This window comes from Pseudomonas sp. WMBT8 (genome assembly GCF_050916005.1).
GTDB lineage: Bacteria > Pseudomonadota > Gammaproteobacteria > Pseudomonadales > Pseudomonadaceae > Aquipseudomonas.
Genome location: NZ_CP188096.1, coordinates 2,882,290 through 2,906,823, shown reverse-complemented (window position 1 = coordinate 2,906,823; position 24,534 = coordinate 2,882,290). Strand labels below are relative to the sequence as shown.

The following is a 24,534-nucleotide window of genomic DNA, read 5'->3' as shown; positions in this document are numbered from 1 at the left end:
GACCTGTATTTCAGATGATTCTACCCGCGCATTACTTGTCCTTGAACTCTGGAGTGCGCTTGGCCACGAACGCGGCCATGCCTTCCTTCTGATCCTGAGTGGCAAAGGCTGCGTGGAACACCCGGCGCTCAAAACGCACACCTTCCGAAAGGCTGACTTCAAAAGCGCGGTTCACGCTTTCCTTGACCATCATGCTGATCGGTACCGATTTGCTGGCGATCAGCGCCGCAACCTTGAGCGCCTCGTCCAGCAGTTCGTCCGCCGGCACAATCCGCGCGACGATGCCGCAACGCTCGGCCTCCACCGCATCGATAAAACGCCCGGTCAGGCACATTTCCATGGCCTTGGCCTTGCCCACCGCACGGGTCAGGCGCTGGGTGCCGCCCATGCCCGGCAGGACGCCGAGGTTGACTTCCGGCTGGCCGAACTTGGCCGTATCGCCGGCCAGGATAAAGTCGCACATCAACGCCAGTTCGCAGCCGCCACCCAGGGCAAAACCGTTGACCGCCGCGATGATCGGCTTGCGGCGGTTGGCCACACGGTCGCTGTCGCTGAACAGGTCGTCGAGGTAGATCTGCGGGTAGGTCAGCTCGGCCATTTCCTTGATATCGGCGCCAGCGGCAAAGGCTTTCTTGGAGCCGGTCAACACGATGCAGCCGATCTCGGGATTGGCTTCCAGGCTGTCCAGGGCCTGGTTCACTTCGCTGACCAATTGCGCGTTCAAGGCATTCAGCGCTTGCGGGCGATTGAGGGTAATCAGCCCGACACGGCCTTGAACGTCGAGCAAAATGGTTTCGTAATTCATCGATCCGTTCCTCTTCAAAGATTGCGCGAAATGACCATGCGCTGAATATCACTGGTGCCTTCATAAATCTGGCAGACCCGCACATCACGGTAGATCCGCTCCAGCGGGAAGTCGCTCAGGTAACCGTATCCGCCCAGGGTTTGCAAGGCGGCAGAACAGACTTTCTCAGCCATTTCCGAGGCAAACAGCTTGGCCATGGACGCCTCCACCAGCGCAGGCTTGCCGCTGTCGCGCAGGGCGGCGGCGTAGTGCACCATCTGCCGGGCCACGGCGATCTGGGTGGCCATATCCGCCAGGCGAAACGCCACGGCCTGGTGCTCGATCAGCGGCTTGCCGAAGCTTTCCCGCTCGCGGGCGTAATCACGGGCCGCTTCAAACGCGGCGCGGGCCATGCCCACCGATTGCGAGGCAATGCCCACACGACCGCCCTCAAGGTTAGCCAGGGCGATTTTGTAGCCTTCGCCCTCCTCGCCCAGGCGGTTGGCGACCGGCACCTTCACATCCTCAAACAGAATCTGGCAGGTGTCGGATGCATGCTGGCCAAGCTTGTCCTCGACCCGCGCGACGGTGTAGCCAGGCGAGTCGGTGGGCACGATAAACGCGCTGATCCCACGCTTGCCGGCCGCAGGATCGGTCACGGCAAACACAATCACCACCCCGGCGTTCTGCCCGGAGGTGATGAACTGTTTGCAGCCATTGAGCACGTAGTGCTCGCCCTCCAGGCGCGCGCGGGTCTTCAGGCTGCTGGCATCGGACCCGGCCTGGGGCTCGGTCAGGGCAAACGCACCGAGCATCGCGCCGCTGGCCAGGGGCTTGAGGAATTGCTCTTTCTGCTGGTCATTGCCGAACTTGAGGATGGGCACGCAGCCCACCGAATTGTGCACGCTCATGATGGTCGAGCAGGCGCCATCACCGGCCGCTACTTCTTCCAGGGCCATGGCATAGGCCAGGTACCCAGTGTCGCAGCCGCCCCACTGTTCCGGCACGAGCATGCCGAAAAAGCCCAGCTCGGCCATCTCAGCGATAGCCTCCCTGGGGAAGCGATGCTCGCGGTCCCACTCGGCAGCGAAAGGTTTGAGCCGCTCCTGGGCGAATTGCCGGGCCGCGTCGCTGATTTGCAGTTGTTCGTCATTGGGCAACATATAGCTTCCTTAATCCAGGCACTCGACGGCCATGGCCGTGGCTTCACCGCCGCCGATGCAGATGGCGGCAACGCCGCGCTTGAGGCCCCGCTGGCGCAGCGCCGAAAGCAGGGTCACGAGGATCCGCGCACCGGATGCGCCAATCGGATGCCCCAGGGCGCACGCGCCACCGTGGACGTTGACCTTGTCGTGGGGGATTTCCAGCTTGCTCATGGTCACCAGGCTGACCACGGCAAAGGCCTCGTTGATCTCGAACAGGTCGACGTCACCCAGGCTCCAGCCGGTCTTGCTCATCAGCTTGCGAATCGCCCCCACCGGTGCCACCGGAAACAGCCCCGGTTCATCGGCAAAGGCCGCGTGGCCGTGGATCACTGCCAGGGGCTTGAGCCCGCGCTTTTGCGCTTCGGACTGGCGCATCAAAAGCAAAGCCGCCGCACCGTCGGAGATCGAGCTGGAGTTGGCCGCCGTCACCGTGCCGCCTTCGCGGAACGCCGGCTTCAAGGTGGCGATCTTGTCCAGGCGCGCCTTGGGCGGCTGCTCGTCGTCAGTGATGGTCTTTTGTTCCTTGCCCACGGTGACCTGCACCGGGACGATCTCGGCGCTGAAGCGCCCGGCACTGATCGCCTGCTGCGCGCGGGTCAGCGAGGCAATGGCAAAGGCATCCTGGGCTTCGCGAGTAAAGCCATTGGCTTCGGCACAATCCTCGGCAAAGGTGCCCATCAGGCGGCCCTTGTCATAGGCGTCTTCGAGGCCATCGAGGAACATATGGTCCAGGACCCGGCCATGGCCCATGCGGTAGCCGCTGCGCGCACGGTCCAGCAGGTAAGGCGCGTTGGACATGCTCTCCATGCCGCCTGCAATCACCACCTGCACGCTGCCGGCCAGCAGCGAGTCATGGGCGAGAATCGTCGCTTGCATGCCCGAACCGCACATCTTGTTGAGGGTGGTACAACGTGTCGATTTATCCAGGCCGGCCCCCAGCGCTGCCTGGCGTGCCGGCGCCTGGCCGAGACCTGCGGGCAGCACGCAACCGAACAGCACTTCATCCACGGCGTCGTGGGCGATACCGGCGCGCTCGACGGCGGCGCGAATCGCGGCGGCGCCCAGTTGCGGCGCGGTCAGGCCCTTGAGTTCGCCCTGGAAGCCGCCCATGGGTGTGCGTACGGCGCTGACAATAACAATCGGGTCGTGGAGCTGAGTCATGACAAATCCTCCTTACTTGGCCGCCATGCGCAAGGCACCGTCAAGACGGATCACCTCGCCATTGAGCATGCTGTTTTCAATGATGTGCCGGACCAGCGCGGCGTACTCGGCCGGCTTGCCCAGGCGTGGCGGGAACGGCACACCGGCCGCCAGGGCATCGCGAACTTCCGGGGTCATGCCGGCCATCATCGGCGTTTCAAAGATGCCCGGGGCGATGGTCATCACGCGGATGCCGAAGCGCGCCAGTTCACGGGCGGCCGGCAGGGTCAGGCTGGCAATCGCGCCCTTGGACGCCGCATACGCAGCCTGGCCGATCTGCCCGTCGAAGGCCGCCACCGAAGCGGTGTTGATGATCACGCCGCGTTCGCCGTCGGCGTCGGCCGGGGTTTCGGCAATCGCCGCCGCCGCCAGGCGCAGCAGGTTGAAACTGCCGACCAGGTTGACGTTGATCACCTGGGCAAAGCTGGCCAACCCATGCGGGCCGTTCTTGCCGAGGATTTTCTCGCCACGCACCACGCCTGCGCAGTTGATCAGCCCATGCAGGCCGCCAAACGCTGCAACCGTTGCTTTTACTGCCGCTTCGGCGGCGGCTTCCTGGCTGATATCCGCCACCACGCTGCGCGCCTGCGCGCCCAGCTTTGCAGCCTGGGCCGCCACGGCGTCGGCGTTCAGGTCCACCAGCATCACCTTGGCGCCCGCCGCCACCAGCATCTGGGCAGTGGCCGCGCCGAGGCCCGAAGCGCCACCGCTGACCATAAATACCTTGTTCTCAATCTGCATCATTGTTTCCTTGAAGAGGGATCAAGCCGTGGTCGCTGCCTGGACCTTGGCGATTTCCTGGTTACGCAAAATAAACCGTTGCAGCTTGCCGCTCGGGGTCTTGGGCAGGTCGCTGACAAATTCGATTTCCCGTGGGTAGGCGTGGGCCGCCAGGCGCTTGCGCACATGCTGGCGCAGTTCCTCGGCCAACTCGGCGTTGGCGCGGTACTGGCTGTTGATCACCACGAAGGCCTTGACCAGTTCGGTGCGCTCGGCGTCCGGCTTGCCGACCACCGCGGCTTCGATCACCGCCGGGTGCTCGACCAAGGCGCTTTCCACATCGAACGGCCCCACGCGGTAGCCGGAAGTGGTGATCACATCGTCACTGCGCCCGACAAAACTGATGCTGCCATCGGGGTTCAACTCCACGGTGTCGCCGCTCAAGTAGTACTTGCCGACGAAGGCCTTGGTCTTGACCCCGTCGTAGCCTTCGAACCAGCACATGGGTGACTGCTCGCGGTCGATCGCCAGGATGCCCGGCTGGCCGGCGGGCAATTCCTGGTGGTTGTCGTCCAGCACCACGATGCGGTGCCCCGGCGAGGCGAAGCCGGCCGAGCCGACATGCACTGGGTGTTCCAGGCCGTGGTGGTTGCACAGGACCATGCCCAGTTCGGTCTGGCCGTAGTGGTCGTGGATAGTCACACCCAGGTTATCGGCAAACCAGCGGATCACTTCCGGGTTCAACGGTTCGCCGGCGCTGCTGACAATGCGCAACCGGCCCTTGATCGAGCGCGCGAACTGCTCGCCACCGGCGATCAGCAGGCGGTAGGCCGTCGGCGAGCCGGTCAGGTTGGTGATCCCGTACTTATTGATGACCCGGCAGGTGCTTTCCAGGGTGAACGGGCCATCGTAGAAGGTGATCGGATGCCCCATGGACAGTGGCCCGGTCACACCGAAGTAGATGCCATAGGCCCAGCCCGGATCGGCGACGTTCCAGAACGCATCTTCGGGGCGCAGGTCCACCGCGTCACGGGTGTAGCTCTGGAACGCGACCAGGGCCTTGAGCGGCACGGCCAGGGCCTTCGACGGGCCGGTGGTGCCAGAGGTGAACATCAGCAGGAACGGATCGTCTGCGCCCAGCAACACCGGTTCGCACACATTCGAATAGTTGGGCAACTCGGCCCAGAAGCTGAAATCGCCGCGCACAATGCCTTCGCCCTTGGCGCCGGCCACGGTGACGATGGTCGGGCAGTCGGTGACTTCGGCCAGCTTGCTGCGGTTGACCGCGTCGGTCACCACCAGCGCCGCGCCGGAGCTGTTCAAGCGGTGTTCGATGGCCTTGGGGCCGAACGCGGTGAACAGCGGCTGGTAGACCGCGCCGATGCGCCAGGTGGCAAGCACCGTCACCAGCAATTCAGCAGTGCGCGGCAACAGGCCGGCCACCTTGTCGCCACGCTTGACGCCCTGGGCCAGGAGGAAGTTGGCCAAACGCGCGGCCTGATCCTGCAACTCGCTGAAGGTTACGGTGGCGCTACGACCATCCTTGCCCTCCCAGAACAAGGCAATGCGCCCCGGCAGCACGTGCCGGTCACAGCATTCGACGCAGGCATTGAGCCCTTGCAGGTGGCCGGCCAGTGCGGCCTCGACGGTTTGCTGGTAGTTGAACTGGGTGGTCGCAGCCAAATAATCGCGCATCGTGGCAAATCCCTGTGTCTTTTGTTGTTTTGGGGGGCGTGCTTTTGCGGGGTGAAGCTGCGCAAATAGTGGCGCCAGAGCGGCGCATGGACAATGGTCAAAGCTTTCAATGTGGCTGACTGGTTTGGCCAATGGCGCCGTGGAACAAACCGTTGCGTCATAGAGGCCAACAATCAGCCGGTCAACCCAAGCGATTGGACGCCCCGCCCACCAGCTTCTAATCTGAGGGCCTGCGCCACCGAAGAAGCCCCCTCGATGATTGTTCGCCCCAAACCCAACCTGTTCGGCATCCTGTTCTCCCTCAAGGGCTCGATTGCCAAGCGCATTGCCCTGCGCAGCCTGCTGGTCACGCTGCTGGCCTCGGTGATCGTGTTGGTGGAAACCCTGCACCCGGCCTATTTCTCCAAGGTCAACGCCACGCCGTTCACCCTGCTGGGGCTGTCGCTGTCGATCTTCATGAGTTTTCGCAACAACGCCTGCTACGACCGCTGGTGGGAAGGCCGCAAGCAATTGGGGCAGATGGTCATTGAAATCCGCTCGCTGATCCGTGAGAGCCAGGTTTTTACCCTGCCCGGCGAGCGCGAAGGCCTGTTGCGCGGCCTGTGCGGCTTTGCCCACGGCCTGGTGGCGCGCCTGCGCCTGGAAGACGAAGCCAGTGCCATCAAGCCGTGGATCAACGTGGAACCCCGCCACCCGAACCCGCCCGACCGCATCCTGCAAACCCTCGGGGCCCACTGCTCGGACGCCGCGCAACAGGGGCGGATCAGCGACTGGCGCTACACCCAGCTGGAAACCCGCCTGGTCGGCCTGAGCCAGGTACAGGCTGCCTGCGAGCGGATCAAGAGCACGCCGCTGCCCTTCCCCTACACCTTGCTGCTGCACCGCACCATCTATCTGTTCTGCATCCTCCTGCCGTTTGCCATGGCCGAGCCCCTGGGCTGGCTAACGCCGATTTTCACCGCCATTGTCAGCTACACCTTCTTTGGCCTGGATGAGATCGGCGACGATCTCGAAGACCCTTTTGGCTTCGATGAAAACGACCTGCCGTGCAATGCCATCGTGCGTACCCTGGAGCGGGAGATCCTCGCGGCTCTCGGCGAAACCACCCTGCCGGCGCCCCTGGAGCCCGTGGACTACGTGCTGACGTGACACAGGTTTGACACTCGTCGGTGTCTGACCGAAGCTGACCACTTTGCACTAGCTGCCCAGCTTTCGGACGCCTGCATGTCAAAGTCACGCCGTTACGCGATCATCGGCCTGAGCGCCCTGTTGTTTGTCGCACTGATCTTTTGGTATTTCTCCCGCACCCCCAGCGTGTCCGTCCCGCCGGCTGTTGCCCACGGTTACTCCAAGGCCCTGAAACAGGCACATAACGGCGAGCCTGGCGCCGCGCGCGTGTTGTATCAGCAACTGGGCCGGCCGGACCTCTCCGACATCCGCCGCGCCGCCCTGCACGGCGAATTGCACAACTACCCAAGCCCCCAGGCCTTGAAGCTGGCGGACAAGGACCTGAGCCACGAATCCCCCCTGGTGCGCCAGGCGGCCATCGCCAGCATCGTCGGCCTGGTGCCCAGCGGCCAGCGCACCCTGTTGCTCGGCCCATTGCTCGATGATGACGAACAAAGCGTACGGTTTGCCGCCGCCAATGCCCTGCTGGGCCTGTCGCCCGACACCCTGGGCCTGTACTTCGGCCCCTTGCAGCTGGTGCTGGATGAATATGTGAAGTACCTCAAGACCCAGCCTGAAAGCCCCGAAGGCTGGATCCAGCTGGCACGCCTGTACATTCACAGCGCCCTGCTGCCCGAGGCGCAACATGCGCTGGAACAGGCATTGCGCCTGGATCCGCAGAACCTGCCGGCAGTGGTCGCGCGCATCGAGCTGCTGGACAAACAGGGCAAGGTCGATGACTCGCGCCAGGTGCTCGCCACCCAGTTGCAAGCCCACCCCGAGTCAGCCTACCTGCAACATGCCCTGGGCATGTGGCTGCTGCACCATGGCGAGCGCGAGTACGCGCTGCTGGGCCTGTCCAAGGCGGTGGAGCTGGAACCCGACAACCAGGATTACCGCTACGACCTGGCCACCACCCTGCACGACCAGGAGGAACTGGAAGCCGCCCAGCGCCAGTTGGAAGAAATCGTCCAGCGCCACCCGGCCAACCGCAAGGCGCGGGTGCTGTTGATCAACTATTGGAAAGAAAGCGGCCAGTTGCAGAACGTGCAGGTGCTGTTGGCCCAGCTGGAGCAGCAAAACCCGGACGATCCGGCCCTGCAACAAGGCCTGTGACGCGCGCCAGGCATTGAAATCTGTGGACTGCCTTGCACAAAAACAAGAAAACGTTGAACCGCCCCACAGCCCAACGGTCAAGTGAATATGGCGCGCCTTGACCGGCGCGCCCCTCAACTTATACGTGACCCGAGGGCACTTCTTGTCTACATCCAAAGAGCTGTTCACAGCAAAGGCGGCCACCGGCATCGAAGGTCTTGATGACATTCTTGCCGGGGGGCTATCGCGTAGCCATCTGTTCCTGCTCGAAGGTGAGCCCGGCACCGGCAAGACCACCGTGGCCCTGCAGTTTCTCCAGGCCGGCGCCAAGGCCGGGGAACGATCGCTGTATATCACCCTGTCGGAAACCGAGCGCGAGCTGCGCCAGGGCGCCAAGTCCCACGGCTGGGACCTGGATGAGCACATCCATATCTTTGAACTGACCCCACCTGAAAGCCTGCTCAATGCCGAGCATCAGCAAAGCCTGCTGTACTCCTCCGACCTTGAGCTGGGCGAGGCCACCCGGCAGATCTTCGAGGTGGTAGAACGGGTCAAGCCCACCCGCGTGGTGATCGACAGCCTCTCGGAAATCCGCCTGCTGGCCCAAAGCTCGTTGCGCTATCGAAGGCAGATCCTGGCGATCAAGCACTACTTCGTGCGTTACGAAGCCACCGTGCTGCTGCTGGACGACCTGACCACCGAATCCCTGGATAAAACCGTACACAGCGTGGCCCACGGGGTAATCCGCCTGGAAGAACTGACCCCCAACTACGGCGCGGAACGACGCCGGGTACGGGTGGTGAAGTACCGTGGCCAGAAGTACCGTGGGGGCTTTCACGACTTCACCATTATGGAAGATGGCGTGCATGTGTTCCCCCGCCTGGTGGCGGCCGAGCACCGCAGCGGTTACAGCCGCCAGACCCTGACCAGCGGCATTCGCGAGATGGATGCGCTGCTCGGCGGCGGGATCGAGACCGGCTCCAGCACCCTGATCCTCGGCCCTGCCGGTACCGGCAAATCCTTGATCTCGATGATCTTCGCCGCAGCAGCAGTGGCCCGTGGCGAAAAGGCCGCGCTGTTTATCTTCGATGAAGAGCTGGGCCTGCTGTTCGACCGCATGAAAAACATGGGCATTGACCTGGCCGCCCTGCAAGCCACCGGCAACCTGCTGATCGAGCAGGTGGATGCCGCCGAGCTGTCGCCCGGCGAGTTTTCCCACCGGGTGCGGCGTTGCGTGGATGAGCGCCAGATCAAGACCGTGGTCATCGACAGCATCAACGGTTACCAGGCAGCGATGCCTGAGGAAAACGCCCTGGTGCTGCACATGCACGAGCTGTTGCTGTACCTCAACCGCCGTGGCGCAGCGACCTTCATGACCGTGGCCCAGCACGGCCTGGTCGGCGACATGCAAGCGCCGGTGGATATCACCTACCTGGCAGACACGGTGATCCTGTTGCGCTACTTCGAAGCACTGGGCAAGGTACGACGGGCAATTTCCATCATCAAGAAACGCACCGGCAGCCATGAATCGACCATCCGCGAATACCGCATCGCCAGCCGTGGCATGACCATCGGCGAACCCCTCGAAGCCTTCCAGGGCGTGCTGCGCGGAGTGCCCACCTACATGGGTGCCGGCAAGCCGCTGCTCAAGGATGAGAGCTTGTGAGTAGCCTGCCGGCCGTTTCCGAGCGCGCGATCATTCTCGCGCCCTTGGGACGGGACAGCTCGCTGGCGCTGATGATGCTCAACGAGGCAGGTTTCAGCGGTATCGCCGCCCCCAACCTGCCCATGCTCTGCGACGAACTGGAACAGGGCGCGGGCCTGCTGATCATCGCCGCCGAAGCCTTGCACGGGGTCGGGCTGGAACCGCTGCTGGACTATCTGCACCAGCAGCCAGCCTGGTCGGACCTGCCCATCGTCCTGATGACCCACCATGGCGGCACCGAACAGAACGCCTCATCCCACTTGAGCGCCAGCCTGGGCAACATCACCTTACTGGAGCGGCCGTTTCACCCGGTGACGCTGATCAGCCTGGTGACCACCGCCCTGCGCGGGCGCCGACGGCAATACGAAGCCCGCGACCGCCTGATCGACCTGAGCCAGAGCGAACTGCGCCTGCAACGCACTCTCGAAACCCTCGAACAGCAAGTCGAAGAACGCACTGCGCAACTGCGCAGTAACGAAGAAGCCTTGCGCCAGTCACAAAAAATGGAAGCCGTGGGTCAGTTGACCGGCGGTATCGCCCACGACTTCAACAACATGCTTACCGGGATTATCGGCAGCCTCGAACTGCTGCGCCGGCGCCTGGCCCGGGGCCGCCTGGACGACCTCGACAGCCTGATCGACCTGGGCGTGACCTCGGCCAACCGCGCCGCCGGCCTGACCCACCGCCTGCTGGCGTTTTCCCGCCGCCAGTCGCTGGACTCCAAGCCGGTGGAAATCAACCAGTTGGTGACGTCCATGGGCGAATTGCTGCAACGCAGCCTCAATGAAAGCATCGTGCTGGAGATGCAATTGAGCGGGCAGCTGTGGACCGCCGAAGCCGACCCCAATCAGCTGGAAAGCGCCCTGCTCAACCTGGCGCTGAATGCCCGCGACGCCATGCCTGACGGCGGTCGACTGGTGGTCGAAACGCGCAATCGCCACCTCGATAACGTGTTCACCGCCGCCTACGGCACCCTGACCCCGGGCGACTACGTGGAGCTGAACGTCAGCGACACCGGCTGCGGCATGCCGGAAAACGTGATCAGCCGCGCCTTCGACCCGTTCTTCACCACCAAACCCATCGGCCAGGGCACCGGCCTGGGCCTGTCGATGATCTACGGGTTCGCCCGCCAGTCCCGTGGCCATGTGATCATCCACAGTGAGGTCGGCAAAGGCACCACGGTGAGCCTGTTCCTGCCCAGGTTTGTCGGTGAAGTCACTGCCGATGCCCCGCAGGACCCGGCATTGCTGCCGTTTGCCAACGCCGGCGAGTGTGTGCTGATTGTCGAGGATGACCCGGCGGTACGGGTGTTGGTGAGCCAGGTACTGAGTGAGCTGGGCTATGCCTTTGTCGAGGCGGGAGATGCCGACAGTGCGCTACCGATTATCGAATCCAGCCAGCGCATTGACCTGATGATCAGCGATGTGGGCTTGCCGGGCATGAACGGCCGCCAATTGGCGGAGATCGGCCGGCAGATCCGTCCGGACCTGAGGGTGTTGTTCATTACCGGCTATGCCGAGCACGCGGCGGTGCGCGGCGGGTTCCTGGACCCGGGCATGCAGTTGATCACCAAGCCCTTTACCTTCGACCTGCTGACGGCGAAGGTGCGGGAGATGATTCAGGCCTGACATGCGGGGGCATTTGCAAAAAACGCTCCCGCGTCGCTGCACGGTCAGGGCCTGCCAGCGCGAGCCTGAAGCCTCAGGCCAGCAGCCGCTGGATATGCTCATGCAGCGTATCCAGATCAAACGGCTTGGCCAGGATCGGCGCGTTACGGGTGATCGGGCTGTTGCAGTCGAGGATCTCCTGCGGATAACCGCTGATAAAGATCACCTTCAATTCCGGCCGCAGCTTGATCGCAGGCTCAGCGATCTGCACCCCGGAAATCCCGCCAGGCAGTCGATAGTCAGTCACCATCAGGTCCAGGTGCGGCTTGGAAGCGAGGATTTCGAAAGCCTGCTCGCCGTCGATGGCCTTGAGAACCCGGTACCCAAGGCCCGCGAGGTACTCGCCCAGCACGAACATGATCGACTCGTCATCCTCGACGATCAGTACAACATCTTGCGCATCTTCACTCATGGGAAGCCTTTGTCCGGTCAATTGCTGCTGATACGACCATAGGGTCACGCAGAGGTTGCGTCGGGGTGACGATTGATTTCACGCCCCGGCCCCCAGGGGCAGGCACACACGGAACAATGCGCCCTCTCCTATCTGGCTCTCGACTTCAATCGTGCCGCCGTGGGCCGCAACGATCTGTTCGGAGATAAACAGCCCAAGGCCAAGCCCGGCCACCGCATGGTTGGCCGATACGCGCTCGAACTGCTGGAAAATCCGCTTCTGGTTGTCTTCGCTGATACCGATCCCGCGGTCCCGGACTTCCACCCTGGCCTCGCCATGTTCGGCATACACCCTTACCGCCACCGGGCTCTTGGCGCCGTAGCGCAGGGCGTTGGTCAACAGGTTGGACACCACCTGCTCGATGCGAAACTCATCCCACTTGCCCTCCACCGGCTGCGGCGCATCCAGTTGCACCGAAGACTCGGCCGCCGCCACTTGCGGGGCAAAGTTCTCCAGCAGGTTACGCACCAACTGCGCCAGGTCGAACTGCCCCGGGCGGATCGACAGCTTGCCGGTGCGGATCCGCGACACATCGAGCATGTCTTCGATCAAGCGGATCAGGCTCTGGATCTGCCGTTCATCGCGATCGACCATGGCGTGCATCTTGTCCAGGGTAAAGGCAGCGGCGTTGTCCCGAGCCAGGTGCATCTTGCGCAACTGGGTCTCCAGGATCAGGCCGTTGAGGGGCGTACGCACCTCATGGGCGACGATGGACATGAAGTCATCGCGCATGCGCACCGCCTGCTCCAGCTCGGCCTGGGTCGCCTGCAGGCGGTTGAGCAACAACTCCTGCTCGCGCCGGCTTTGCTCCAGGGCTTCGACCTGCTGCTTCATGGCCTTGCTCTGGCGGTGCAGGTCGACGAATACATTGACCTTGCTCTTGACCGCGTGGATGTCCAGGGGCTTGTGCAGGAAATCCACCGCGCCACTCTCGTAGCCCTTGAAGGCGTAATTGAGCTCACGACCGGCGGCACTTACAAACACGATGGGAATGTTCTTGGTCTTTTCGGTGCCACGCATCATCTCGGCCAGTTCGAAGCCGTTCATGCCGGGCATCTGCACGTCGAGAATAGCCATGGCGAACTCATGCTCGAGCAGCAGCGACAAGGCTTCGTCCGCGCTCAATGCCTTGTAGACCTGGCGGTCCTCGCGCTTGATCAGTGCCTCAAGGGCCAGCAGGTTTTCCGGCAGATCGTCGACGATCAGCAGTTTGGCCTGGATAGTACTTAACATGGGGAAGATTCCAGGGAAGCCAGCAAAGCGCCAATCCGGCTCAAGGTAAGAATTTGGTCAGGTGCATGCAATGCCAGTGCCGCCTTGGGCATCACCGCCACCCGGGCCTCGGCAGGGTCCTGGACCACGGTGGTGCCGCCACGCAGCTTGACGTGGGCCAGGCCACGCGCGCCGTCCTGGTTGGCGCCGGTCAAAAGGATCGCCAGCAGATGCGGGCCATAGGCATCGGCGGCCGACTCGAACAGATAGTCAATGGCCGGGCGCGAGTGATGCACGCGCTCTTCCTGGCTCAAGGACAGGCTGCGGTCCTGCTCCACCGACAGGTGGTAGCCGGGGCCGGCAAAATACAGGGTGCCGGGCTGGATCATCTCCTTGTCCCGCGCCTCCACCACATGCATTGCCACGCGCCGGTCAAACACCTCGGCCAACTGGCTGCGCCGCTCATCCGGCAGGTGCAGCACGGCAATGATCGGCAGGTCGAACCCAGGCGCCAAGGCCCCGAAAATACTCAGCAACGCCTCGACCCCACCGGCGGATGCGCCAACGACAATGGCTTGGACACCCGACACACGGGCCGGGCTGGCAGTTGCTTGGTTCATGATTTGCGGTAGATCCGTTCTTGCTTGACCAAGGGTTCGAATTGCTTGCTGTAGGCGGAGAAATCCAGGGTTTCCTTACTGCCCAGCACCAGGAAGCCGCGATGACACAGCGACTCATGAAACAACCCAAACGCCCGATCCTGCAATTTTTTATTGAAATAAATCAGCACGTTACGACATGAAATTAATTGAGTTTCCGAAAATACGCTATCGGTCGCCAGGCTGTGGTCGGCGAACGTTACGTTCTCGCGCAGGGTCTTGTCGAAGATCGCGTAATCGTAGGCTGCCGTGTAGTAGTCGGCAAACGAACGCTGCCCTCCGGCCTGCTGGTAGTTGTGGGTGTAGGCACGCACGTTTTCCAGGGAAAAGATCCCCTGCTTGGCCTTCTCCAGCGAAGTGGGGTTGATATCGGTGGCGTAAATGATAGTGCGTTCCAGCAAGCCTTCCTCGCGCAGCAGGATGGCCATCGAATACACCTCCTCCCCGGTGCTGCAGCCGGCGATCCAGATCTTGATCGACGGGTAGGTCTTGAGCAGCGGCACCACTTCCTGGCGAATCGCCAAAAAGTGCGACGGGTCGCGAAACATCTCGCTGACCGGGATGGTCAGGAACTGCAGCAACTGCATGAACGCAGTGGGGTCGTGTAGCACCCGCTCCTGCAAGGCCGAGATGGTCTTGCAGTCGAACTGGCGCAAGGCATGGGCCACACGGCGCTTGACCGAAGCCCCGGAATAGTCGCGAAAGTCATAGCTGTACTTGAGGTAGATCGCCTCGATCAGCAAGCGCAGTTCAATATCAGTACTTCGATCCACTTAGTGTATTTCCACTTAAATGCGTTCCATCTTGGGCAACCACACCCGGATCAGCGAAAACAGCCGGTCCAGGTCAATCGGCTTGGCCAGGTAGTCGTTGGAGCCCGCCGCGAGGCAGCGCTCCTGATCGTCCTTCATGGCCTTGGCCGTCACCGCGATGATCGGCAGCTTGCGCCAGCGCGGGTCCTGGCGGATCAAGGCGGTGGCCTCGTAGCCATCCATCTCCGGCATCATCACGTCCATCAATACCAGGTCGATGTCCTCGACCTCATTGAGCCTCTCGATCGCCTCACGGCCGTTGCGGCCAATGACCACAATCGCGCCCTTGTGCTCCAGGGCGCTGGTGAGGGCGAAGATATTGCGCACATCGTCGTCCACCAGCAGCACCTTGCGCCCCTCGAAGACCTTGTCGCGGCTGCGGGCGGTCTTGAGCATCTTCTGTCGTTCCTGGGACAGCTGGGATTCGACTTTGTGCAGAAAGAGTGTCACTTCATCCAGCAACCGTTCCGGCGAACGGGCGCCCTTGATGATGATCGAGCGTGAATACTTGCGCAGTTCTGCTTCTTCGTCGCGGGTCAGGTTGCGCCCGGTGTAGACAATCACCGGCGGGAACGAGCAGATATCCTCGGTGGCCATGCGCTTGAGCAACTCGTTGCCGAGCATGTCCGGCAGCTTGAGGTCGATGATCATGCAGTCGTACACCGTGCTGCGCAGCAGGTCCAAGGCCTCCTGGGCGAAGCCAACGGCGGTGATTTCAATGTCGTCATCACCGATCAGGCGCGCGATGCTGTCGCGCTGCAAATCATCGTCTTCCACCAGCAGGATGCGCTTGACCTTCTGCGTCAGCTTGGCCTCCAGGCGCGCAAATACGTCCTTGAGCTCTTCGCGGGTGGTGGGCTTGACCGCATAGCCGATGGCGCCCATGTGCATGGCGGCTTCCACGCGATCCTCCACGGAAATCACATGCACCGGGATATGCCGGGTCTCGGCGTGTTCCTTGAGGCGTTGCAGCACGGTGAGCCCGGAGTGGTCAGGCAGGCGCATGTCCAAGAGGATCGCGTCGGGCAGGTACTGTTCGGCGAGGCTATAGCCCTCGTCCGCACCATGGGCCACCAGGCAGTGGTAACCCAGCTCATGGGCCAGGTCGAAGAGGATGCGCGCAAAGTTCGGCTCATCTTCCACCACCAGGATGCAACGGGTAACGAACGGTGCCTGCTCGCGGTCGTCGGCAAAGCGCGGGATCAACGCTTCATCCGCCACCGGCAACGGTGAAACCCGTACCGGCGCCACAGGGGCCGGGGCGGCCACCATGGCCCGCGGCTGCTCGATAAGCGGCGCGTCTTCGTCGCGCTCCATGTACTGCTCTGGCAGCACCAGGGTAAAAATGCTGCCCTGGCCCGGCTCGCTGGTGACGTTGATGTAGCCGCCGAGCAAGGTCGCCAGGTCGCGGGAAATCGACAGCCCCAGGCCGGTGCCGCCATAGCGGCGGTTGGTGGTGCCGTCGGCCTGGCGGAAGGCTTCGAAGATGCTTTGCTGCTGGTCGGGCGCGATGCCAATGCCGGAATCGCGCACGGTAAAGGCAATGCCCTCCCCCGGCTGGCGGGAAATGGTCAGGCTGACCTGGCCCTTCTCGGTGAACTTGACCGCGTTGGACAGCAGGTTCTTGAGGATCTGTTCCAGGCGCTGGCGGTCGGTGAACAGCATCAGCGGCGCGCCGGCCTGCACTTCCACCTGGAAACCCAGCTTGCGGTCGCTGGCCAAAGGCTCGAACATCCCGCGCAGGCCCTCGACCAGGCGTGCCACGCTGGTGTTCTCGGGACGCATATCGAGCTTGCCGGCCTCGACCTTGGCAATGTCCAGGATGTCATTGATCAGGTTAAGCAGGTCGTTGCCCGCCGAGTAAATCGACTCGGCAAACTTGACCTGTTCGGCACTGAGGTTTTCCTCGGAGTTTTCCGCCAGCAGCTTGGCCAGGATCAGCGAACTGTTGAGCGGCGTGCGCAGTTCATGGGACATGTTGGCGAGGAACTCGGACTTGTACTTGCTGGAGCGCTGCAACTCGTCGGCGCGGTCCTCCAGCTCGACCTGCACGCGATTGAGCTCGACGTTCTTGCGGTCCATGGCGTCGCGCTGGTCGGCAAGGATCTGGGTCTGCTCGGCCAATTGCTCGTTGGTCTGCTCCAGCTCCGCCTGCTGGGTTTCCAGGTGCGCCTGGGATTCCTTGAGAATGCGCGACTGCTCTTCGAGTTCCTCGTTGGCGGTCTTGAGCTCTTCTTGCTGCACTTGCAACTCTTCGTTGAGCTGCTGGGTCTCGGCCAGCACTTCCTGCAAGCGCTGACGATAGCGCGCCGCCTCGATGGAGGTGCCGATATTGCCCGCGATCAGCTCCAGCAGCTCCACATCGCGGTCGTCCAGGGGGCGCAAGAAGCCCAGCTCGATCACCCCATTGACCCGGTCATCATCGCTGGTCGGCACCACCAGCACGCTACGCGGCGCGCCATCACCCAGGCCCGAGCTGACCTTGAAGTAATCCACCGGCACATCGTCCAGGCGAATCAAACGGTGCTGCTGTGCCGCCTGGCCGACGATCCCCTCATCGCGGTAGATCGCCTGCTCCTGCTGCTCCTGCTCCCGGGAAAAGCCATACGCGGCCACGCGCTTGAGGCCGCCATGTTCTTCGCGCACATACAGCGCAGCCACCACCGAGCCCATGTACTGGGCACAGAATTGCAAAATATTGCGCCCCAGCAGGTTCAGGGTCAGTTGGCCAAGCACCTGTTCGGCCAGCTCGGTCTGCCCGTTGCGCAGCCAGGCCTGCTGTTCCAGGCGCTTGGCGATCTTCATCTGCGAGGCCAGGTTGGCGCTGTAGCTGTCGGAAAGCACCATCAGATTCTTTCTGCCGACGTAGGCCAGGAAACCACTCAGGCCCAGCACAAACAGCAGGTAGAAGGTCACGCTCAGGACTGTGGTGCGAGTCACGTCCTCATTGCGGTCGATGCGAAACTGCTGCTCCATGGCAACCGCGGCGTCGTATTCCTTGCGAATCTCGTCGGTCAGGCGCTTACCCCTCCCGGCTTTCACCGCGCCACGGTAATCACCGTTCTGCCGTTGCAGGTCAATCATCGTCTGGGCGTAGTTGTTCCACTCCAGTTGCAGCGATTCCAGGCGCTTGAGTCGGTCCACTTGCTGGGGGTTATCCGCCACCAGCGCCTGCAAATTGCGCAGGTCGGAAATGATCCGTGGCTTGGCCACTTCGTAGGGGTCGAGAAAATGCTCATCCCCGGTAATCAGGAAACCGCGCATGCCGGTTTCCTGGTCGACGGTCAGTTTCGCGGTTTCATTGAGGTTATTGATCACCCGATCGGTGTGCTCCACCCACTGGATCACCGACAGCAGGTAGGTGATCAGGCACACGAAAAACACCGCGCTGAGCACACCCACGCCCAATGGCAAGGCCACGTTACGGCTCAGGAGTTTGCGGAAACTGTTTTCATCGACGGACGATGCGGGAGTCATGGGCGTGCCTTGGCCAAGAGCGGAAAAACCGGGAGTTTGCCCCAAAATCGTCGGTAAGGGCTACGTTTATGACGTATTTCAACGACACACTCAGGACATTGCGCCGGATTATCGGCACAATACCCACCCCGCTTGGGGAACTTGCCGGGATCGACGCAACTCACTAGAGGATGGTCTCGTTAACACCATCATCTGGGAACCCTCATTATGTCCGCTGCCTCCACCATCCTTGTCGTCGAAGACGATGCCATCGTGCGCATGTTGATCGTCGATGTGCTCGAAGAACTGGAGTTCAAGGTGCTCGAGGCTGAACACGCCGAAGCCGCCCTGGTATTCATAGAAGACAACACCCATGTGATCGACCTGATGATGACCGACTGGGGCCTGCCGGGCATGAATGGCAAGGAACTGGCGCAGCGAACACGCACATTGCGCCCAAGCCTGCCCATCCTGCTTGCCAGTGGCTATGCCGAAAACATTGAGCTGCCCGCAGGTGTGCAGATGATTGCCAAGCCATTCTCCATCGATCAACTGCGCGATAAAGTCAAAAGCATGCTGGGTTGACCCACCCCCCTGTATCCCCGCAAACAAACCGTGATTGCCCCCACACAAAGTCATTAATTCGTTCGAATGACTAGCGAGTCTGTATTTAACTGCTAGCTTCAAACGACATGTCCTACCAGGTTTTCGAATAAGGACTACCGGCAGCCCTACGAAAGCGCTATCGGGTCAGTGACCAAGGAACTGGGGAATCATCATGTTCACAGCACCGCGACTTCCAGCATGTATGTTGGCCGCTTTACTGTTGCCCGCGTGTTCTGCCCAGGCCGATAACGCCGAAACCGCCAACAAGAGCAACAACCCGCTCAACATGGCACCCGGCGCCAACTTGCAGGACTACTACACCCCCAGGCTGTACGACACCAATGCCCATACCAATGACGTGTTGCTGCGCGGCACGCTGCCCATTGCCCCCTCGGACTTTATCGGCGTGCCCCAGCTGCTGCGCGCCACCCTGCCCCTGAGTACTCGCCCCGATCCCCATAGCGGCTACAGCACCGGCATCGGTGACCTGAACCTGTTCGATATCTTCCTGCTCAAGACCGAAGGTGTGCAGTTGGGCATCGGCCCGCAGCTCACCGCGCCGACTGCCGAGCACGATGAACTGGGCACCGGCAAATGGCAGGCCGGCCTGGCAGCCGTGGCCATCGACGCCTCGCCCCGTGGCCTGCTGGGCGCGCTGGTGCAGTACCAGAGCTCGTTCGCCGGCGACCGCGACCGGGCCCACGTGGAAAGCGCGACCTTCCAGCCCTTCATCATCCATAACCTGCCCAAGGGCTGGTACCTGCGCTCCACGGGCACCTGGACCTTCGACCTGAAGAACGACACCCACTACATCCCCATCGGCTTTGGTGCGGGTAAGGCCTGGAAAGCCGGCAGCAATATTCTCAACGCCTACGTCGAGCCGCAGTGGACGGTGGCGCGCAAGGGCGATGGCCTGCCGCAGTTCACCCTGTTCGCCGGGATCAACGTGACTTTCGGGAAATAAGGACGATTTATGCAGGCCCTGATGCGCAATGCCGGCTTCACCCTCCTGGCTCTATCCGCCAGTTGTGGCGTGGGCGTGCATGCCCAGACCCTCGACACCCGCATCGGCCCGATCACCATGGAGGGCGAATTGCCCGCCCACAGTGAAATCGCCAAGCTGTACGGCGAGCTGGATTTCCAACAGGCCACCCAGAGTTTTCTCTGGGCTCTGCCGCTGGTGTCCTACGCCCAATGGCAGGACGAATTCAGTACCAAGCTCGGCGCGCGCAGTGGCGACCTGATGGTGCTCACCACCTACGAAGACAAGCTCGGGGTGATCACGGCCAATGCCACCACCCCGTATATCCTGGGGTTTGTCGACCTCAACGAGACCGGCCCGCTGGTGATCGAGTTGCCACCGGGGCCTACCGCCGGCGGCATTGGCGACTTCTGGCAGCGCGCAATCATCGATATGGGCCAGACCGGCCCGGACCAAGGCAAGGGCGGCAAGTACCTGGTGCTGCCACCGGGCCACGAACCGCCCGCCGATGCGGGCAAGTATTACCTGGCCAAGTCGCAAACGATGAACGTGCTGGTGGGCTTTCGCGTGCTCGACCCCGACCCGGCCAAGGGCAAGGCCCTGGTCGAGCAATTTCGCATGTACCCCTACGCCCAGCGCGCCAACCCTGGCAAAACGCGCTTGCTGTCACCCGCTGGCAAGCCGTGGTCCGGCACCCAGCCGCGCGGCATGGCGTACTGGGAGCGCCTGCACGGGATCATCCAGAAGGAGCCAGTCAACGAGCGCGACCGTTTCTACATGGCCATGCTCGCCAGCCTGGGCATTGAGAAAGACCGGCCGTTCAACCCCAACGAGCACCAGCGCCAGGCCCTGGAGCAAGGTGCGCAGATGGGCGAGTTGATCGCCAAGGCCAACGCCTTCGCCAAGCGCTTCCCCCAGGCCCAGTACTGGCCGGACCGCCAGTGGGATACGGTGCTGAACATCGCCGACCCCTCCCAGCGCGTGACCTTCTACGACCAATTATGGGAGCGCAGCGCCTGGTTCTATGAAGCGGTGACCAACACCAAGGGCATGGTCTCCAAGACTCCGGGCCTGGGCCAGACCTATCTCGGCGCCTACACCGACCAGAAGGGCCAATGGCTCGATGGCGCCAAGCACTACAAACTGCACGTGGGCGCCAACCCACCGGCCAAGCAGTTCTGGTCGATGACGGTGTACGACATCGACAGCCGCTGCCTGATCGACAACCCGCAACGCAAGGCCGACCTGTCTTCTCGCCAGGACCTGAAGAAAAATCCCGACGGTTCGGTGGATTTGTACTTTGGCCCCACCGCGCCAAAAGACTTCGAGAACAACTGGGTGCAAACTCTGCCGGGCAAACACTGGTTCAGCTACTTCCGCTTGTATGCCCCTACCGAGGCCTACTTCGACAAGCGCTGGAAGCTCGACGACATCACCCCTGTTCCCTGACGGTTTGAAGGAAGGACGCACCAACATGATTGGAAAACCGACGCGCCTGCTGCTGGCGAGCCTCTCGATACTGCTGAGTACCGGCGCCTGGGCGGACTTTACCGCCTCCCCCGGCGAAGCCCGGGCCATTGCCAAGGAAGCGTACCTGTATGGCTTCCCGGTAGTGGAAATGTACAAGACCCTCTACACCCAGGCGGTGGACAAGGGCGGCGCCAACTTCAAGGCGCCGTTCAACCACATCGGCAACACCGCCAAGGTTTTCACCCCCAAGGACACGGCCTTCGTCACCCCCAATTCGGACACCCCTTACTCCTTTGTCTGGCTGGACCTGCGCCGCGAGCCGATGGTGCTGACCCTGCCGAAAATCGAGGACAACCGCTATTACTCCGTGCAGTTGATCGACCTCTATACGCAGAACTTCGCCTACCTGGGCACCCGCAGCACCGGCAACAATGGCGGGCACTACATGGTCGCCGGGCCCGACTGGAAGGGCCAGCAACCGGTGGATGTGGACCGTGTGGTCTACAGCGAAAGCAATATCGCCTACGCCCTGTATCGCACCCAGTTGTTCGATGACAAGGACCTGGCCAAGGTCAAGCAGATCCAGGCCGGCTACAAGGTCCAGCCCCTGAGCGGCTACGTCAAACAGGCAGCGCCGGCCAAGGTGGCGAAGATCGAGTGGCCCAAACCGGTCGCCGAGATGAGCGACAGCCCGCAGTTGTTCCGCTACCTGAACTTCATGCTGGCCTTCGCCGCGCCCCAGGACAGTGAAAAAGAGCTGCTGGCGCGTTTTGCCAAGATCGGGATCGCCCCTGGCGCGCCGTTCAAGGTTGCCCAGTTGAGCGCCGAACAACGCAAGGCCCTGGAAGACGGGATCGCCGATGGCAAGGCCGAGTTCGCCACCTTCAAGAAAGACAAGGTCGACACCCATCAAGTGGCCAGCGGTGACCTGTTCGGCAGCCGGGACCACCTGCAAAACAATTACCTGTACCGCTACGCCGGTGCCGACATGGGGATTTTCGGCAACTCCACCGATGAGGCCGCCTACATGGGCTACTTCGTCGACAGCGAGGGCAAGCCGGCCAACGGCGCCAAGCACAGCTACACCCTGCACTTTGCCAAGGGCCAACTGCCGCCCGCCGACGCGTTCTGGTCACTGACCATGTACAACGGCAAAAACAAGCTGTTGGTGGCAAACCACAAGAAACGCTACCTGATCAACTCGCGGATGTTGCCCCAGCTCAAGCTCGATGCCGATGGCGGCCTGACGCTCAAGGTCCAGCATCACGAACCGCCCAAATCCGAACAAAGCAACTGGCTGCCAGCACCACCCGGTCCGTTCTACGCCGTACTGCGCATTTACCTGCCCAAGCCTGAGGTGGGTAACGGCCAGTGGAAACTACCGGCGCTGACCCCGGTGAAATAACCGCCCCGACACCCCTGACATCAGGCCCAGACAAGGAGTAGCGCCATGGTTTCACGCAGTCGACTGAGTGCATTCGCCGCCGCCACGCTGGCGCTGGTGCCAGGGATAAGTGTTGCGGACAACGCCAGGGATTGGCAGAACACCCCTACCGACCTGAATATGCTGTTCGGCTACTACAACCGGGTGGACACCAACACCCCCATCGACACCACGCTGCCCATCGATGGCCTGTCGCTCAACGCCGATGTGTATCTGTTGCGCTACGCGCGCTCGTTTGGCATCGACGGGCGTAACAGTGCCATCCAGTTTATCCAGCCCTATGCCGATGTTTCGGCGTCCTTCGATAACGCGCGCTTCTTCGATGGCACCAAGCACAACGGCGGCATGGGCGATGCCCAGGTGGTGTTCGCCCATAACATCTTCGGCGGCCCGGCCCTCACGGCGGCGGAGTTCGCCAGCTGGAAACCCGAGACCTTCCTGACCGGTGCCCTGTGGGTCACCGTGCCCACCGGTGACTATGACAAGGACCGCGTGATCAACATCGGCGCCAACCGCTGGGTGGTCAAGCCAGAACTGGGCTTCGGCACGCCGTTGGGCCCCACTTGGCTTGAGATCAATACCTGGGTCTCGCTGTTTGGCGACAACGACGAGTACCACGGCGACAGCAAGCTGGAGCAAAAGCCGCTGTACGCCATCGAGGGTCACTACAGCTACACCATCAATCGCGCGCTCTGGGCCTCGCTGGATGCCACCTACAGCCGGGGTGGTGAAAGCAAGATCGACGGCATCTGGCAGGACAACAAGCAGGAAAACGGCCTGTTGGGGGCAAGCCTGGGCTTTATGCTCACGCCGCAATTCGGCGGGTTGCTGGCCTATTCCGACACCATTGCCGAGCGACGCGGCTCGCCCGACGTGAACACCTGGACCTTGCGCATGCAGTACGTCTGGTAATCGCATTCGTGAGGTACGCCATGTCGCGCTTTCATCGTATGTTGCTGGGCCTGCTGCTCGTCAGCGGCGGTGCGGTGGCCGGCGAACTGGAGCCCAAGGCCCTGGCCGCCCTGGAGCAGATGGGCAGCTATCTGCGCAGCGTGCAGCAGCTACGGCTCGATACCGACAGCCGCACCGACCAGGTCCTGGAGGACGGCCAGGTCATCGAGTTCAATCACCAGACTCACCTGCAGGCCAGGCAGCCCGACAAGCTGCGGGTGCAGGTGGAACGCAATGGCGAGCGCCGCAGCCTGTTCTATAACGGCCAGCGCTTCACCCTCTACGACAGCCGCAGCGGCTACTTCACCGAGCAGGCCGCTCCCACGGATATCGCCAGCCTGCTCGCCCAATTGAGTGAACGGTACGGCATCGAACTGCCCCTGGCCGACCTGTTCCGTTGGGACGCCACTACCGCCAAGGCCGCCGGGCTGAGCGACGCACTATGGATCGACAGCCAGCCCCTCAATGGCCAGGTATGCGATCACTACGCCTACCGCCAACCGGACATCGACTGGCAACTGTGGGTGCGCCAGGGCCCGCAGCCGCTGCCGTGCCGCCTGGTGATCAGCCGCCGCGACAGCGCCGGGCAGCCGCGCCACAGCGTCGATTATCGCTGGCAGCTGGACGCCCCGAGCAACGACCGCGACTTTGAATTCACCCCGCCAGCCGGTGCCCGGGCAATCCCCCTGGCCCCCGCAGGAGCACAACCATGAAGCCCGTGGCGGGGGTGCTCACTGCCAGTTTGCTGCTGACCCTGTTCGACCCGCTGACCGCCCACGCCTGGCAGATGCGCGGCGGCGGTGGCGCACGGACCTTCGTCGTGCCCCATGGCGGTGGCGGTTTCCATCCACCGCCGCCGCACCCGATGCCGGCGCCCCGGCCCATGCCGCCTCATCCCGAGCCACACCCGCAGCCGGGGCCGCATCCGTATCCAGGGCCGCCGCCCGGCCCGCATCCGCCGCCGTATCCCGGGCCGGGACCAGGGCCTGGGCCGCATCCTTACCCGATGCCGCCACCGCCGCCACCACCGCCGCCGGATGATTGGTATCACCCCTGGGCCACGGCCGCCGTGATCGGCGCCACCACCGCGACGATCCTGGCCATCGGCACGCGGGTCAACACGGTGCCGGTCGATTGCGTGTCGGTCATCGCCAATGGCGTGGCCTACCAGCATTGCGGGCCGACCTGGTACCAACCGCAGTACGTCGGTAGTTCCGTGCAGTACATCGTGGTCGCCGCACCCTGGTGACCCA

At 62.6% G+C, this 24,534-nt stretch carries 21 protein-coding genes; 11 read left to right on the top strand and 10 right to left on the bottom strand.

Going from position 1 to position 24,534, the window contains the following annotated elements:
- Nucleotides 1–31 precede the first annotated feature (31 nt).
- The 5 genes from ACO77H_RS13670 to ACO77H_RS13650 are packed head-to-tail and all read right to left on the bottom strand — an operon-like array spanning nucleotide 32 to nucleotide 5,604.
- A complete protein-coding gene (locus ACO77H_RS13670) occupies nucleotides 32–805 on the bottom strand; it encodes an enoyl-CoA hydratase (protein ID WP_432755689.1) in 774 nt (257 codons plus the stop codon).
- 14 nt (nucleotides 806–819) lie between these two features.
- Complete coding sequence (locus ACO77H_RS13665; protein WP_432755688.1) at nucleotides 820–1,947, bottom strand: acyl-CoA dehydrogenase; 1,128 nt, start codon at nucleotides 1,945–1,947, stop codon at nucleotides 820–822.
- A gap of 9 nt (nucleotides 1,948–1,956) precedes the next feature.
- Nucleotides 1,957–3,150: an acetyl-CoA C-acyltransferase gene (locus ACO77H_RS13660; RefSeq protein WP_172311181.1), complete on the bottom strand. Its 1,194-nt coding sequence runs from the start codon at nucleotides 3,148–3,150 to the stop codon at nucleotides 1,957–1,959.
- A 12-nt stretch (nucleotides 3,151–3,162) separates the two neighbouring features.
- Nucleotides 3,163–3,930, bottom strand: coding sequence for an SDR family NAD(P)-dependent oxidoreductase (locus ACO77H_RS13655; protein ID WP_432755687.1), 768 nt, complete (start codon nucleotides 3,928–3,930; stop codon nucleotides 3,163–3,165).
- A gap of 21 nt (nucleotides 3,931–3,951) precedes the next feature.
- Complete coding sequence (locus tag ACO77H_RS13650; RefSeq protein WP_170057403.1) at nucleotides 3,952–5,604, bottom strand: AMP-binding protein; 1,653 nt, start codon at nucleotides 5,602–5,604, stop codon at nucleotides 3,952–3,954.
- Between the two features lie 255 nt (nucleotides 5,605–5,859).
- Between ACO77H_RS13650 and ACO77H_RS13645 the strand changes: the two genes are divergently transcribed.
- The 4 genes from ACO77H_RS13645 (at nucleotide 5,860) to ACO77H_RS13630 (ending at nucleotide 11,199) form a co-directional block, all read left to right on the top strand.
- Nucleotides 5,860–6,753 carry a bestrophin family protein gene (locus ACO77H_RS13645; RefSeq protein WP_170041497.1) on the top strand — a complete coding sequence of 298 codons (894 nt, stop codon included), beginning with the start codon at nucleotides 5,860–5,862 and terminating at the stop codon, nucleotides 6,751–6,753.
- 75 nt (nucleotides 6,754–6,828) lie between these two features.
- Nucleotides 6,829–7,887: a tetratricopeptide repeat protein gene (locus ACO77H_RS13640; RefSeq protein WP_432755686.1), complete on the top strand. Its 1,059-nt coding sequence runs from the start codon at nucleotides 6,829–6,831 to the stop codon at nucleotides 7,885–7,887.
- 142 nt (nucleotides 7,888–8,029) lie between these two features.
- Nucleotides 8,030–9,532 carry an ATPase domain-containing protein gene (locus ACO77H_RS13635; RefSeq protein ID WP_169952490.1) on the top strand — a complete coding sequence of 501 codons (1,503 nt, stop codon included), beginning with the start codon at nucleotides 8,030–8,032 and terminating at the stop codon, nucleotides 9,530–9,532.
- Nucleotides 9,529–11,199, top strand: a complete 1,671-nt coding sequence (locus ACO77H_RS13630; protein ID WP_432755685.1) for a response regulator — start codon at nucleotides 9,529–9,531, stop codon at nucleotides 11,197–11,199. Before ACO77H_RS13635 ends, ACO77H_RS13630 begins: the two co-directional genes overlap by 4 nt.
- A 73-nt stretch (nucleotides 11,200–11,272) precedes the next feature.
- Here the strand turns inward: ACO77H_RS13630 and ACO77H_RS13625 are convergent, their stop codons facing one another.
- From ACO77H_RS13625 to ACO77H_RS13605, 5 genes are all read right to left on the bottom strand, one after another.
- Nucleotides 11,273–11,650, bottom strand: coding sequence for a response regulator (locus ACO77H_RS13625; RefSeq protein WP_029290496.1), 378 nt, complete (start codon nucleotides 11,648–11,650; stop codon nucleotides 11,273–11,275).
- 78 nt (nucleotides 11,651–11,728) lie between these two features.
- On the bottom strand, nucleotides 11,729–12,922 hold the full coding sequence (locus ACO77H_RS13620) for a hybrid sensor histidine kinase/response regulator (protein WP_169952496.1): 1,194 nt from the start codon (nucleotides 12,920–12,922) through the stop codon (nucleotides 11,729–11,731).
- Entirely contained in the window at nucleotides 12,916–13,521 is a 606-nt protein-coding gene (locus tag ACO77H_RS13615) for a chemotaxis protein CheB (protein ID WP_169952498.1), read from the bottom strand. Before ACO77H_RS13615 ends, ACO77H_RS13620 begins: the two co-directional genes overlap by 7 nt.
- Nucleotides 13,518–14,333 (bottom strand): CheR family methyltransferase, encoded by an 816-nt coding sequence (locus tag ACO77H_RS13610; protein ID WP_170057407.1) that lies wholly within the window; start codon nucleotides 14,331–14,333, stop codon nucleotides 13,518–13,520. The genes ACO77H_RS13615 and ACO77H_RS13610 overlap by 4 nt, the downstream gene beginning before the upstream one ends.
- A gap of 15 nt (nucleotides 14,334–14,348) precedes the next feature.
- Nucleotides 14,349–17,849, bottom strand: a complete 3,501-nt coding sequence (locus tag ACO77H_RS13605) for a response regulator (protein WP_432755684.1) — start codon at nucleotides 17,847–17,849, stop codon at nucleotides 14,349–14,351.
- A 207-nt stretch (nucleotides 17,850–18,056) separates the two neighbouring features.
- Between ACO77H_RS13605 and ACO77H_RS13600 the strand changes: the two genes are divergently transcribed.
- The 7 genes from ACO77H_RS13600 (at nucleotide 18,057) to ACO77H_RS13570 (ending at nucleotide 24,530) form a co-directional block, all read left to right on the top strand.
- Complete coding sequence (locus tag ACO77H_RS13600) at nucleotides 18,057–18,413, top strand: response regulator (protein ID WP_432755683.1); 357 nt, start codon at nucleotides 18,057–18,059, stop codon at nucleotides 18,411–18,413.
- Between the two features lie 223 nt (nucleotides 18,414–18,636).
- The gene (locus ACO77H_RS13595; RefSeq protein WP_169952507.1) at nucleotides 18,637–19,398 is read left to right on the top strand and encodes a hypothetical protein; all 762 of its coding nucleotides are present in this window, start codon (nucleotides 18,637–18,639) and stop codon (nucleotides 19,396–19,398) included.
- Nucleotides 19,399–19,407: 9 nt separating this feature from the next.
- A complete protein-coding gene (locus ACO77H_RS13590) occupies nucleotides 19,408–20,865 on the top strand; it encodes a DUF1254 domain-containing protein (RefSeq protein WP_170041504.1) in 1,458 nt (485 codons plus the stop codon).
- 25 nt (nucleotides 20,866–20,890) lie between these two features.
- Nucleotides 20,891–22,291: a DUF1254 domain-containing protein gene (locus ACO77H_RS13585; RefSeq protein WP_432755682.1), complete on the top strand. Its 1,401-nt coding sequence runs from the start codon at nucleotides 20,891–20,893 to the stop codon at nucleotides 22,289–22,291.
- 45 nt (nucleotides 22,292–22,336) lie between these two features.
- Entirely contained in the window at nucleotides 22,337–23,242 is a 906-nt protein-coding gene (locus tag ACO77H_RS13580; RefSeq protein WP_169952514.1) for a transporter, read from the top strand.
- A 20-nt stretch (nucleotides 23,243–23,262) separates the two neighbouring features.
- A complete protein-coding gene (locus ACO77H_RS13575) occupies nucleotides 23,263–23,994 on the top strand; it encodes a DUF2092 domain-containing protein (RefSeq protein ID WP_170041506.1) in 732 nt (243 codons plus the stop codon).
- Nucleotides 23,991–24,530 carry a hypothetical protein gene (locus ACO77H_RS13570; RefSeq protein ID WP_432755681.1) on the top strand — a complete coding sequence of 180 codons (540 nt, stop codon included), beginning with the start codon at nucleotides 23,991–23,993 and terminating at the stop codon, nucleotides 24,528–24,530. The genes ACO77H_RS13575 and ACO77H_RS13570 overlap by 4 nt, the downstream gene beginning before the upstream one ends.
- Nucleotides 24,531–24,534: the final 4 nt, after the last annotated feature.